Annotated in this window: 9 protein-coding genes; 4 read left to right on the top strand and 5 right to left on the bottom strand. The window is 60.4% G+C overall.

Features of this window, described 5'->3' with window-relative positions:
* The first annotated feature begins 10 nt into the window (after positions 1-10).
* The gene (putA, locus tag VSR68_RS03615) at positions 11-3,778 is read left to right on the top strand and encodes a bifunctional proline dehydrogenase/L-glutamate gamma-semialdehyde dehydrogenase PutA (protein WP_342938480.1); all 3,768 of its coding nucleotides are present in this window, start codon (positions 11-13) and stop codon (positions 3,776-3,778) included.
* 277 nt (positions 3,779-4,055) lie between these two features.
* A complete protein-coding gene (gene hutG, locus VSR68_RS03610; protein ID WP_342938479.1) occupies positions 4,056-4,871 on the top strand; it encodes an N-formylglutamate deformylase in 816 nt (271 codons plus the stop codon).
* Between the two features lie 191 nt (positions 4,872-5,062).
* Here the strand turns inward: hutG and VSR68_RS03605 are convergent, their stop codons facing one another.
* The 4 genes from VSR68_RS03605 to VSR68_RS03590 are packed head-to-tail and all read right to left on the bottom strand — an operon-like array spanning position 5,063 to position 8,544.
* Entirely contained in the window at positions 5,063-5,992 is a 930-nt protein-coding gene (locus VSR68_RS03605) for an electron transfer flavoprotein subunit alpha/FixB family protein (RefSeq protein ID WP_342938478.1), read from the bottom strand.
* The gene (locus tag VSR68_RS03600) at positions 5,993-6,742 is read right to left on the bottom strand and encodes an electron transfer flavoprotein subunit beta/FixA family protein (RefSeq protein ID WP_342938966.1); all 750 of its coding nucleotides are present in this window, start codon (positions 6,740-6,742) and stop codon (positions 5,993-5,995) included.
* A gap of 16 nt (positions 6,743-6,758) precedes the next feature.
* The gene (locus tag VSR68_RS03595) at positions 6,759-7,346 is read right to left on the bottom strand and encodes a HutD/Ves family protein (protein ID WP_342938477.1); all 588 of its coding nucleotides are present in this window, start codon (positions 7,344-7,346) and stop codon (positions 6,759-6,761) included.
* Positions 7,347-7,356: 10 nt separating this feature from the next.
* Positions 7,357-8,544, bottom strand: coding sequence for an FAD-binding oxidoreductase (locus VSR68_RS03590; protein ID WP_342938476.1), 1,188 nt, complete (start codon positions 8,542-8,544; stop codon positions 7,357-7,359).
* Positions 8,545-9,218: 674 nt separating this feature from the next.
* On the opposite strand from VSR68_RS03590, the gene VSR68_RS03585 reads away from it, so the two are divergent.
* The gene (locus tag VSR68_RS03585; RefSeq protein WP_342938475.1) at positions 9,219-10,892 is read left to right on the top strand and encodes an electron transfer flavoprotein-ubiquinone oxidoreductase; all 1,674 of its coding nucleotides are present in this window, start codon (positions 9,219-9,221) and stop codon (positions 10,890-10,892) included.
* Positions 10,893-10,914: 22 nt separating this feature from the next.
* Here VSR68_RS03585 and betI read toward each other — a convergent pair whose 3' ends face one another.
* Complete coding sequence (gene betI, locus VSR68_RS03580; RefSeq protein ID WP_342938474.1) at positions 10,915-11,583, bottom strand: transcriptional regulator BetI; 669 nt, start codon at positions 11,581-11,583, stop codon at positions 10,915-10,917.
* A 799-nt stretch (positions 11,584-12,382) separates the two neighbouring features.
* On the opposite strand from betI, the gene VSR68_RS03575 reads away from it, so the two are divergent.
* Positions 12,383-13,459, top strand: coding sequence for an ABC transporter substrate-binding protein (locus tag VSR68_RS03575; RefSeq protein ID WP_342938473.1), 1,077 nt, complete (start codon positions 12,383-12,385; stop codon positions 13,457-13,459).
* Positions 13,460-13,596: the final 137 nt, after the last annotated feature.

The following is a 13,596-nucleotide window of genomic DNA, read 5'->3' as shown; positions in this document are numbered from 1 at the left end:
TAACCTCATCATGCTGTCGGAAATCCAATCGATGCAAAGCGGTACGGCGGATCTTCAAACACTGCGTCAGCGCATTCGCGACGCCTCGGCGCTTGCGGAGGATGTCGTCGTGCGCGGGTTGATCGAAGAGGCGCGCATGGATGCGCCGACGCTCGCAAAGACCCAGGCTCTTGCCGCACGGCTCGCCCAGGGCGTGCGCGACGCACGTATCAACGCGGGCGGCGTGGATCTCCTGACGCAGGAGTTCTCGCTCGACAGTCGCGAGGGCATCGCGCTGATGTGCCTCGCCGAGGCGATGCTTCGGATTCCCGATACGGAGACCCGCAACCAGCTTATCCGCGACAAGATCGTCGACGCGGACTGGCGCGCGCATATAGGCAAATCCCCGTCGCTGTTCGTCAACGCAACGGCGTGGGGCCTGCTTTTCACCGGGAAGCTGCTGAAGCAACCGGACGAGAACGCGCTCGCGGAAGCGCTGTCGCGCGTCGTTCGCAAGGGGGGCGAGGCGGTCGTGCGCGCTGGCGTCGCGTACGCGATGCGGATGCTTGGCAAGCAGTTCGTCACGGGCCAGACGATCGAAGAAGCGATCGGCGTGGCCAAGGGGCGTGAGTCGGGTGGATACCGGTACACCTATGACATGCTCGGCGAAGCGGCGCTCACGGATGAGGATGCGCAAGCGTACTTCGAGTCGTACCGCCATGCGATTGAAGCGATCGGGAAGGAAGCGAAAGGCCAGGGGCCCATCGACGGGCCTGGCGTTTCGGTCAAGATCTCCGGCCTGCATCCGCGATATGAGCTGGCGCAACGCGACAGAGTGTTGAGCGAGATGTATCCGCGACTGCTGCAACTCGCACAGATCGCGAAGCAGTACGGCATCGGCTTCCACCTTGACCAGGAGGAGTCGGCGCGATTCGACCTGACACTGGAGATGCTGGAGCGCCTGTGCGCCGAGCCCAGCCTGAAGGGCTGGAATGGCATCGGTATTTCGTTGCAGGCGTACCAGAAGCGCGGCAGGGCGGTGGCGGACTGGATCATCGCGCTTGCTCGCGCGAACGGGCGACGGATCAATATCCGTCTGGTCAAGGGCGCTTACTGGGATACCGAAATCAAGCTCGCGCAAGATGCCGGCGCGGTGGGCTACCCGGTTTTCACGCGGAAAGTGCATTCGGATGTCAGCTACATCGCGTGCGCGAAAGCCTTGCTCAATGCGCCCGATGCCATCTTCCCGCAGTTCGCTTCCCATAACGCGTTCACAGTCGCGGCAGTGCATACGCTTGCCGGGGACAAGGACTACGAGTTCCAGTGTCTGCATGGCATGGGCGAGACCGTATACGACCAGGTAGTGGGCGTCGCCAAACTGAACCGTCCGTGCCGCATCTACGCGCCCGTGGGGCCGCACGCGACCTTGCTTGCTTACCTGGTCCGCCGTCTGCTGGAGAACGGCGCGAACTCTTCGTTCGTCAATCAGATCGTCGATCCGGCCGTCAGCATTTCCGACATCGTCGAAGATCCCGTCGCAAAGGCGGCAAGAACGGGCGGTAAGCCGCATGCCGGCATCGCATCGCCGCGCAATCTGTTGCCGGGCCGTGTCAACGCGGCGGCGCTGAATTTTTCCGGGGCACCGGAGTTCGAGCGAACCGTGGCGGACATTCGCGCGAATCGCGTGAACGCGTATTCGTTGCTCGCGGGAGAAGGAGATGCCAAATCCGAATCGACTGCGGTGGTCTATAGCGCGGGTAATCTCGCGGAGGCTATTGGAACTTTCGCCAGCTGCAAGATGAGCCGTTTGGCGGCAGCGTTCGACGCTGCAACTCGGGCCGTTTCCACCTGGGCTCTCAGAACGACGGTCAGCCGCGCCGACGTTCTGGAACGGGTTGCGAGCGATCTGGAAGCGAACGCGTCGCGAATTGGCGCACTGCTATCGCTCGAAAATGGAGCAACGCTTTCCGAGGCTGTGGAAGAGGTCCGAACCGCCGTCAACCTGTGCCGGCTATACGCGTTCCAGTTGACGAGCGACACGACTCTCGCAGACGTGCAGCCGCTGGGAACCGTCATCAGTCTCACGCCTTCGGCGTGTCCGCTGAGCTCGTTCGTCGGGCACATATCGGCGGCCCTCGCGGCCGGCAACGCTGTCATTGCGAAGCCGTCGTCGGACGCTTCGCTGATCGCGTTCGAAGCCACCCGGGTCTTCCACGGCGCGGGCGTTCCTCAGGACGTGCTTCATCTCGCCTTGGGTGACGGGGCGACGGTTGGTAAAGCGCTCGTATCCGATCAACGCGTGGCCGCAGTCCTTTTTGCCGGTTCTCGTGAGGTGGCCCGTTCTATCGCCGCGCAACTCTCCGCTTCCACGCAGCCGGCAAAATTCATCGCCACCTACGGTTCCGTCAACTCGATGATCGTTGACAGTTCCGCTCTGCCAGAGCAGGTCATCTCGGACGCCATTGTCTCCGCGTTCAGATCGGCGGGACAAGAGGCGTCGTCGCTACGCGTTCTGTGTCTGCAGGACTCGACGGCAGACAAGGTGCTGCGCATGCTCAACGGCATGCTCAGCGAGCGCAATACGGGTGACCCGCTGAGCGGTGCGACCGACATCGGGCCGATGGCCACGCGCAAGGCACGCGATAGCGCCGAGACATACATCGAGCAGCTCAAGCGCCGCGGCTTCCGGATTACCCGGGGCAAGCTGGGCACGGGCGCCGGCAATGGAAATTTCGTTGCGCCCACGATCGTGGACATTGGCGATATCGGATCGCTTGCCGCAATCGATCCGTCGGTAACTGGGCCCATCCTGCATGTCGTGCGCTACGAAACCGGCAACATGGAAGCGCTCATCAAGGCGTTGAACGGATTGGGCAGTGGCGTGCAAGGCTTGCACACACGGATCAACGAAGCAGCGGGTACGCTGCTGTCGTTGTCGGAGGCGAGCAGTATCTGTGTCAATCGGGCGATGCTGGCTGCCTTCCCGGGTATGCAACCCGTTGGCGGTAACGGAGCGTCGGGTACGGGCTCAATGGTCGCCGGTCCGCTGACGCTGATCGGCCTCACGCGTTCCACTGCCAACGCGTATGCAGCGGACTCGGGACCGTTCGCGCCATCGCCTGCTGCCGTGAGCGACAAGTATTTCGAGTTTCCGGTCGCTTCGGCGGACGGCCGCTTCGTTGCCCGGATGATCGCGCAGACCCAGGCCCGCGCCAGCGCCGCGCAACGCGTCGAGGCGATCGCCAACACGTCCGCTGCACGGCGTCTCAACGCCGACGCGCAAGCGCGACTCGCGCGGTACAGAGCGCAGCTTCTTCGCCTCGCCGATAGCTTCCGGCCTCTGAGCCTGCCTGCCCTGACAGGTGAGGAGAATACCGTCGAGCTCCTGCCTCGCGGCCAGGCCTTCTGTGTAGCGGACTCTGTCGAGGCGCTGCTGGGTCAGGCAACGGCTGCGTGCGCGTTCGGCAATGAAGTGCTGCTGCTGAAATCGTCAGTTGCGGATGAAATTGCAGCCGCTCTCGGTAGCGGTTGCCGTGTCATCAACGCTGCGGATGCCGCTCGGGTTCTCGATGGCGAGGTGCCCGGCGTTCGCCCGGATGTGGTCCTCGCGACGGCTGACCAGCGCGGCGTGGGCAATCTGCGTCGGATGGCGGCACAGCGGATGATCGGCATTGCAGTGACGCACGACGACGGCACCTACGACTGGACGCAACTGGTTCGCGAGCGCATCACGACTGTCAATGCGAGCGCTGCAGGCGGCAACACGCAGCTGATGGTGATGAGCGAGGACGTGGTCTAGGCGGGAAAGCGGGGCGGTTGCAAGCCGTCCCGCAAGATGCGCTTTCGATAGCTTGTGCGGCCGGATTGCGTATTCCAAACGCTGCCGGGCTTTGCCTGTCTTTATGTCTCGTCAGCGGTTCATTGCGGCCGATGGCGATGCGCTGGCTTGCAAGCGAAACGACCGCCTCGCACTGGAGGCGATCGACGTGGCCGTGAGGGCGTCGAACAGGAACAGGTCAGCAGGTCCCGACTATCGGCGGTGGCGTTCAAATGACCTGGCATCAGGAGATTCTGCCGTGCAGGAAGCAATGTTCACTTTCCATCAAGGGCGGATTCCGCTCCTCGTTTCCATTCCACATCTGGGCACGGAGATTCCGGCGGCGAACGCCGCGCAGATGACGGACGCGGCTCGTGCCGTCGCCGATACGGACTGGCATCTCGATCGTTTATACAGCTTTGCGAAATCTGCTGGCGCTTCCGTCCTGGGCGCCCGCTTCTCGCGCTATGTCATCGACCTCAACAGGCCGCCCGGTGGCGAAAGCCTGTATCCGGGACAGACGACGACAGCGCTTTGTTCGACGGAAACGTTTCGCGGCGAACCGCTGTATGTGGCAGGAAAGGAGCCGGAGCAGGACGAAGTGCAAAGGCGTCTCGAACGATACTGGCGGCCGTACCACGAAAAGCTGCGCGCCGAACTGGACAGGATGAAGCAGCAATTCGGGCAAGTGCTGCTGTGGGAAGCCCACTCGATTGCCAGCGTTCTGCCGCGACTATTTGAAGGCAAGCTTCCTGACCTGAATATTGGCACGAACAGCGGCGCCAGCTGTGATGCCAGCATTCTGGATGCAATTTCATCCGAACTGGTCAACGGACAGCCGTTCACATGGGTCGCGAATGGCCGGTTCAAAGGTGGCTATATCACGCGGGCATTCGGTCAGCCATCGAACGGTATCCACGCGGTGCAGCTCGAGATGTGCCAGTCGACCTATATGGATGAAGATGCCCCGTTCAGTTATCGGCAGGATCTTGCTGAACGGGTTCAACCTGTGATCGAGCGCATGATGTACGCGGCCACTGCCGCGACGTTAAAACTCCGCGTGGGAATTTCCTGATCACAAGCAAGTACGATATGCGCCGGTCAGCGTTGAGGGCTTCGAGCCCTGCCGGCTACCGATGCCTGAGCGCTTTACCTCCAGGTTTCACCAATACTCCTGCGTAAAAAATGCCGACACCGCGTGTTTCATGCGGTGTCGGCCAGTTGCCCAAGGAGATGGGGAAATCGTGCGGCGCGGACGTTGCAGCGTTAAAGCGACTGCGTGATCTGCGGAACAGCGTCGAACAGATCGGCGACGAGGCCGTAGTCCGCGACACCGAAAATCGGCGCTTCCGCGTCCTTGTTGACGGCGACGATGATCTTCGAGTCCTTCATGCCCGCCAGATGCTGGATCGCACCGGAAATGCCGACAGCCACATAGAGTTCCGGCGCCACGATCTTCCCCGTCTGACCGACCTGCAGATCGTTGGCGGCGTAGCCCGAATCCACTGCGGCGCGCGAAGCGCCGATCGCGGCACCGAGCTTTTCAGCGAGCGGATCGAGGATCGCGAAGTTCTCGGCACTGCCGAGGCCCCGTCCGCCCGATACCACGACGCGCGCGGCCGTCAGGTCCGGACGGTCGCTTTTCGCGATCTCGCGGCGAACGAATGTCGACAGACCGGTGTCGGCCGCTGCCGCCACTTCGGTGATGCTGGCGCTTCCGCCTCCTGCAGGGGCTGCATCGAACGCGGTGGTGCGGATCGTCGCGACCTTCACGGGATCGCTCGTCTGCACGGTCGCGATCGCGTTGCCCGCATAGATGGGTCGCTGGAAGGTATCCGGTGCATCGATCGCGATCACATCAGAAATCTGCGACGCGTCGAGCTTCGCGGCGACGCGCGGCGCCGTGTTTTTGCCGGCCGCGGTCGCGGGAAAGAAGACGTGCGTATAGTCGCGGGCCAGTCCGACGATCTGCGCTGCGACGTTCTCGGCCAGTCCATCGGCGAGATGAGGCGAATCGATCAAGATGACCTTCTCGACACCCGCAATCCGGCTTGCGGCTTCGGCTGCGGGACGGGCATCGCTGCCGGCGACCAGTACATGCACGCCGCCCGCGATCTTCTGTGCCGCCGACACCGTGTGCAGCGTCGAGGTTTTCACCTGAGTGTTGTCGTGTTCCGCGATAACAAGCGTCGTCATTTAAACCACCTTTGCTTCGGATTTGAGTTTCTGGACCAGCGTCGCAACGTCGGGGACGATCACACCGGCCTTGCGCGGCGCAGGCTCGACCACCTTGAGCGTCTTGAGGCGAGGAGAAGGGTCCACACCCAGGTCGGCAGGCTTCAGGGTGTCGATAGGCTTCTTCTTCGCCTTCATGATGTTGGGCAGCGTCACGTACCTCGGCTCGTTAAGACGCAGATCCGTCGTGACGATTGCCGGAAGACGGAGAGTAATCACCTCAAGGCCGCCATCCACTTCGCGCGTAATGGTGGCCGAGCCGTCGCCGATTTCGATGTTGCTGGCAAACGTTGCCTGAGGCCAATCGAGCAGCGCCGCGAGCAGCTGACCGGTCTGTCCGGCGTCGTCGTCGATCGCCTGTTTGCCGAGGATGACGAGCTGCGGCTGTTCCTTGTCGACGACGGCTTTGAGCAGCTTGGCGACCGCAAGAGGTTGCAGTTCGGCATCGGTCTCGACGAGCACACCACGGTCTGCACCGATAGCCAGCGCGGTGCGAAGCGTTTCCTGGCATTGCGGCACGCCGCACGATACGGCTATCACTTCCGTGGCTTTTCCTGCTTCCTTAAGACGCGTCGCCGCTTCCGTGGCGATCTCGTCGAATGGATTCATCGACATTTTCACGTTGCCGATATCGACACCGCTTTGATCGGCCTTCACGCGCACCTTCACGTTGTAGTCAACGACGCGCTTTACTGCAGTCAGTACCTTCATTTCATGTTCCTCGAGTTCAGACGGTCGCTGGTTCAATGATCACCAGATGTGGGATGGTTCCAAAGCCTCCATCTTTTCCGTCGACCGGGTCGGGGCTGATCCGAACCGGATGTTCCAGCTTCTGAAAGACAGCAAACTGGTCTACGGCGATCCGGTGCGGTGCTGCCTCTGACGACGCCGCGCCATGACATGCACGACCCGCAGCCAGCACGATGGCCGTCACACCTGCGGGTACGGTCACGGGGCCTGAAAGTGCCCGCACGGTCGGACGGTAGACGTGCCTTTTGCAGATGACGTTGAGCACAGTCACAGGACCATCGGTCAACGAAGCATCCCATGCAGTCGCGCCGTCATATTCGGCGACTGCGAACGGAGTCAGACTCGTTGTCAAGCGGCCTGCGCGAAGCACGACCCCCTTGCCCCGCAGAATGACGGATAAGCGGGTCATGCCTTCGAACATCGAGTACGGACCATCGCGCTCGACCTCTGCAATGCTCACGCGCCAGTCTGTACCTTCCGCAGCGAGGGTTCGCGTTACGCCCTTGCCGTTGCGCCATGTCCCGGAAGGTATCGACGCGATATCGCACACTTGCATCGAGGACATCGACTGGCCCTCAGGAGACGGCGCCCAGACCATACTTGCCCGTCAACAGCTCGCCCGTTGCGAAGCGTTCGATCGAATAGGGCTTGAGCGATACATCTGTCGGCATACCCAGCGCCTCCTGAGCGAGCACGCGGCCCACCGTCGGTGACAGCTTGAAGCCGTGTCCCGAGAAGCCGTAGCCGACGATCAGACCTTCGATTCCGGGCAGCTTGCCGAGAACGGGATTCCAGTCGGGCGTGACGTCGTACACGCCCGTCCACGACGAAGCGATGCCCGCCGTTTCGTACTCCGGGAACCGCTCGGCGACCTGGGCGCCGACGTCGACGATGTAGTCCATTGGAATGTCGCCCTGCTCGGTGTCGGCCGTGTTCAGCTTCTCGCCGACAACGCCTTCGCTGACCAGCATCTGACTGCCGCCGTAGCTGCGGTAGTAGAGCATGCCTGGGGATGCCAGATCCTTGAAGACGGGCATCTTGAATGTGTACTTCGCCGCGTCGCATTCGAGTGCGAGCACGGCATGGCGCTCCGGCATGACCGGAAGGTCGCGGTCAGTCCAGCCCGCGAGTTCGGGTGTCCAGATGTTCTGCGTGCTGATCACGGTGGACGTGCTGAAGTCGCCGATGCTCGTCGATACGCCGACGACCTTGCCGTTCTCAAACAAGATCTTGTTGACGTTGACGTTTTCCTTGATCGTCACGCCGGCACGGCGCGCGGCGCGCGCAAAGCTCGTTGCGACGAGGTATGCATCCGCGAATCCGGCTTCCGGCTCATAGCCGATAAGAGCGGCGTCATCGAACCGGGCGATGGGCATCAACTCCCTGGCTTGCTGCTGCGTCAGCAGTTCGAGCGGAATGCCTTGTTCTTTCTGCTGATTCAGCGAGGCGCGCAGAGGCTCGAGCTTGTCGCCTTCGCTTGCTACGATCATGTAGCCGCACTTCACGAGACCGCATGACGCTTCTTCGTCGCCAAGGTAGGACGGGAAGTTGTTGAAGACTTCCCACGATTTTCTCGCCAGTTCCACGTTTTCCTTGACGGAGTAGTGGGTGCGCAGGATGCCGGAGGATTGTGATGTCGTTCCGGCGCCGATCAATCCGCGATCCAGTACCAGAACGTTCTTTGCTCCGAGCCTGGAAAGCTGGAAAGCCACGGAGCTGCCGATAACGCCGGCGCCAATCACAACCACATCGAAATTGTTCACGGTTTGCGTCCTTCATTGAGCAAGGTGTGAGTCAAGTGTGCGACCAGAAATAATTTCGTGCGGGAATATAAGCACGCTCTATTTTTAATTTAAGTGTCGCGAGGGCGGACTAGTGGATGTTGCAGCTAAGGACGACCAAGAGGACTTACCCCGACGCAAACTCCTGAGTGCTTCGACGTGCTGTCGAGTTCATATCGCTTCGGTGCGAACACGCCTGTCTGGCGCATGAAGCGCTCAATCTGCGTACCCATTCGCGAGTCGGCGCTGTAGCGTAGAAGAGGGCGTTCGCGCACGATCTGTTCGAAGTGGCCCGACGAAATCGTCAGATCGCTGACTTGCGGACCTGGCAACTCGACAGGTGCGGTCCGAAGGTCGCGGTGAACGGGATCGCGTTTCGCAGACTGCCACGGACGCCCGAAGTGCATGGAGGTCCACACCAACGGTCGCGGTTCGCGTATCCAGCTCCATGGATGAATGGTGCCGCGAGACTGACGGGAGTCGAGCTAATCCAAATGATTCTTGAAACTAGCATAAGCGGCTGTTATGTCTTCCGCCTCGCAAATTTGTCCGTTCTACGATCCGCCTCGGTTGATCGTCGATATGCGATCGGAACCTTGTGAGTACCATGTCCCACGGGCATGTCCTCCTCCGTATGTTCGCAAGTATTTTTGAATATGAACGCGCAAAGTCTGCTCGAGCAATTCGGTCCACGGGAATCGATGGAATATGACGTGGTGATCGTCGGCGGCGGCCCGGCGGGTCTTGCTGCCGCGATCAGGCTCAAGCAGCGCGCGGCGGAGAAAGGTGTCGAGTTCGGCGTCTGCGTGCTCGAAAAAGGCTCGGAAATCGGGGCGCATATCCTCTCGGGCGCCGTGATGGACCCGCGCGCGTTGAATGAACTGATTCCGGACTGGAAGGAAAAAGGCGCGCCGCTGGACGTCGAAGTGACGGAAGACCGCTTCCTGTTCCTCTCCGAAACCGCCGCGAAGTCCGTGCCGAACTGGGCGCTGCCCGACAACTTCAAGAATCACGGCAATTACGTGATCAGCCTGGCGAACGTGACACGCTGGCTGGGCCAGCAGGCCGAAGCGGTGGGCGTCGAGATTTTCCCGGGCTTCGCGGCCGCGGAAGTGCTGTACAACGACGATGGTTCGGTCAAGGGCGTGGCGACGGGCAACCTCGGCATCGGCAAGGACGGCGAGCCGACCGAGAACTTCCAGCTCGGGATGGAGCTGCACGCGAAGTACACGCTGTTCTGCGAAGGCGCGCGCGGACATCTCGGCCGTCAACTGTCGGACAAGTTCAAACTGCGCGACGGCGCTGATCCGCAGGTTTACGGCATCGGCATCAAGGAACTGTGGGAAATCGATCCGTCGAAGCACAAGCCCGGTCTCGTGATCCACACCGCCGGCTGGCCGCTCGATACGCAGACGTATGGCGGCTCGTTCCTCTACCACATCGACAACAACCAGGTGATGGTGGGCTTCGTGGTGGGCCTCGGCTATTCGAATCCGTATCTGTCGCCGTTCGAGGAATTCCAGCGCTACAAGACGCATCCGGAAATCCGCAAGTACCTCGAAGGCGGCAAGCGCGTGTCGTATGGCGCGCGCGCGATTACGGCAGGCGGGCTGATGTCGCTGCCGAAGCTCGTATTTCCGGGCGGCGCGCTCGTCGGCGATGACGCGGGCTTTCTGAACGCATCGCGGATCAAGGGCTCGCATGCGGCGATCAAGACGGGCATGTTGGCCGCCGATGCCGCGTTCGATGCGGTTCAGGCTGGCCGCCAGTCGGATGAACTCGCCGCGTATCCTGAGTCGTTCAAGACCTCGTGGCTGCACACGGAGCTTTATCGCGCGCGTAACTTCAAGCAGTGGATGAGCAAGGGGCTGTATCTGGGCACGCTGATGGTCGGCATCGAGCAGAAGCTGCTGGGCGGCAACGTGCCATGGACGCTGCATCATCAGCACTGGGACCACGAGATGCTGAAGCCCGCTTCTCAGTGCAAGCCGATCGACTATCCGAAACCTGATGGCAAGCTCACATTCGACCGGCTCTCGTCGGTGTTCATTTCGAACACGAACCACGAAGAGAACCAGCCCGCGCATCTGACGCTCAAAGATCCGTCGGTGCCCGTCAAGGTGAACCTGCAAACGTACGCGGGCCCCGAAGCGCGTTTCTGCCCTGCGGGTGTCTACGAATTCGTCAAAGACGAAGCAAACGGAGCACGCCTGCAAATCAACGCGCAGAACTGCGTGCACTGCAAGACGTGCGACATCAAGGACCCGACGCAGAACATCGTGTGGGTCACGCCGGAGGGAGGCGGTGGCCCCAACTACCCCAACATGTAGACGGTGTGCGAATTGTATGCGTTCAACTGCGTGGAACTGACGTCGCTGCTTTGGACATGTTCATCTTCCAGATCTGTCTGGTGGCGTCGTCGATCATCCCATGGAAGATGCCGATGACTTCACTGAGCGTCACGCTTGCCGCGACGCGATGTTCGATCCAGAGCCCATGAACGAGCGCAAGCGCCTGAATGGCGTGGATTCGTGCGATCGTGTGATCGCACCCAGCCTGCCGCAGATCGAAGATGAAGTTGGATCGCAAGCGCTTCGAAAATGCAGCGCAGAGTCGCTGCACTTCCGGATCGTGAGCCGACGAACTCCACATGTGTGGCCAGACGTTGGCTGCACCTGGGCTCATCACCTCGTCACTGAAGCACATGTCTGCCGTGAACTTCATCCGCTCGACGGGATCTTCGATGCCCCGGCGGCCGCTCGTCAACTGATCCCGCACCCTCCGAATCATATGTTCGAACGTTTTGTAGACGAGGCTCTTCTTGTTTTCAAAGTGATGGTGAACAAGGCCGACCGACACGCGTGCATGTTCGCTGACTCGACGGATTGTCAAATTCTCGAGGCCGACATCGCCGACGACCGCCAGCGTCGCATCGATAAGCTTCAGCCGCATTCCCTCATAGGGCCCCGGATCGTCCTTTCGGTCATCCTTCGCAGCGGCCGTCGTCGTTGTTGTTTTCATGGCTCCCTCGTCTGTTCTGTGCATCCGCCGTCCAGGGCGAACAGCGTAAGTGCGCCAGTTTACCCCGAACGCTTATTGGGACCTGATTCGCCCGATCTGCCGCGAAGCCTTGGCAGCCCTGTTCGCAAACCGGTTTACCGCGGTCATTTAACTGAACGCTTGTTCATAGCTTGGGGTGTCGTAGTAACTCAAGCATTGAACGTTCGTTCATCGTGACGAGGGTCGAATCGTAGGTGAATACCCGAATTCTTGCCTAAAACCGACTTGTTCAAAAGGAAATACGTTGAAAAATTATTTTTGACAACGAGAAATCGCGTATATAGTGAACTTCAAGCGATCGATGCTGAACAAACGTTCAGTTTAAAGCTGACTAATTCTTGTGATTTGATGATGTTGTGGCTGGTCGGTGGTTCAACTTTCGGGCGCTGTGGTAGGGCATAGATTCCGTGGTGCATAGTCGAAGCCCACCGACACCCGCCGTGAAATTGTTTGCAGGTTCGGGCAGACGAGCGCTGGTCTCGCAACGTCCGCCCACGCGCTAGTGCCACGGGACACGACGCAATAGGTAGTACGCCTTATTACTGATCGAGGACAGAAGAGAAAGTCGAACTTGAGCGGATGACCAGACAAACGGCAGCGGCAAAGGATTGTCCATCGTCGTGACGCCTGGTTCTTTTCTGCTTTGCGATACGACGAGGTAATGGTTTGAAGTTGGCAGTTCACATCAGGAGTGTTTTTCTTTTTAACCGAGACGATTGGCTTCACCGTGCCACTAGACGTCAATAGGAAGGACAAAAGCATGAAACTGGAAATCAAGCATTCAGCGAAGGTTGCGTTGCTGGTCGCGACGGCGGCTGTGAGTGTCACTGCTAGCGCGGCTGATATCGTATTTGCGAGCTGGGGCGGCTCCTACCAGGACGCCCAGATCGCAACTGCGGTGAAGCCATTTGCTGCAAAGGCCGGCACCAACGTGAAGAGTGACGTCTACAACGGCGGCATCGCGCAGATTCGCAGTCAGGTTCAGACCAACAACGTGACCTGGGACGTCGTCGACATCCAGATGGCCGATGCTATCCGGGCGTGCGATGAAGGACTGCTGGAAAAGGTCAATGTCGCCGGGTTGCCCGCTGCCAAAAACGGAACGCCTGCGAAGTCGGATTTCCTGCCAGGCGGTGTCACGGACTGCATGGTCGGCAATGTAGCGTGGTCGACTGTCATTACCTATAACAAGGAAGCCTTCAAGAACGGCGAGCCGAAGACAGTTGCGGATTTCTTCGATCTGAAGAAGTTTCCCGGTAAGCGGGGCCTGCGCAAATCGCCCGAAGCGGCTCTTGAATGGGCGCTGCTCGCCGATGGCGTAAAGCCGGCTGACGTCTACAAGGTGTTGGCCACGCCGGCGGGTGTCAACCGCGCGTTCAAGAAGCTGGATACGATCAAGTCATCGATCGTCTGGTGGGAAGCGGGTGCTCAGCCGCCCCAGCTCCTTGCCGACCGCGAGGTCACGATGACGAGCGCTTACTGCAACCGCATCTGGACCGCCATCGCTCAGGACAAGAAGCCGTTCGGATTCGTGTGGGATGGGGAAGTGAAGAACATCGAGGGCCTCGCGGTCGTGAAGGGTACCAAGAACCTGAAGGCCGCTCAGGACTTTCTTAACTTCTCGACATCCACGGAACAGCTCGCGAAGCTCGGTTCTGCGACTGCATTGGGACCGATGCGCAAATCGTCGATTTCCATGGTCGATCCTTCGGTCAGCCCGTATCTGCCGACTAACCCGGCTAACGAGAAGACAGCAGTCGACGTCGACGTAGCCTTCTGGGCAGATCATTCCGACGACCTGAATCAGAAGTTCGCGGTGTGGCTCGGCACCAAGTAACGGATCACGCGGGAGGGCGGATGCTCACGGCAGAGAAGACGCCCACCCGCTGTTAGTGCGGTTGAGCGTGGCGCTTTTTTTTCTGATCCCGGTTGCGGGAGCGTCGCAGACACACTGCGGCGCTCTTTGCGTTCTAC

Origin of the sequence: Paraburkholderia phymatum (genome assembly GCF_038900715.1) — a bacterium.
Taxonomy (GTDB): domain Bacteria; phylum Pseudomonadota; class Gammaproteobacteria; order Burkholderiales; family Burkholderiaceae; genus Paraburkholderia; species Paraburkholderia phymatum_A.
The sequence above is the reverse complement of the archived record's forward strand: the minus strand, read 5'-3'. Positions and strand labels throughout refer to the sequence as shown.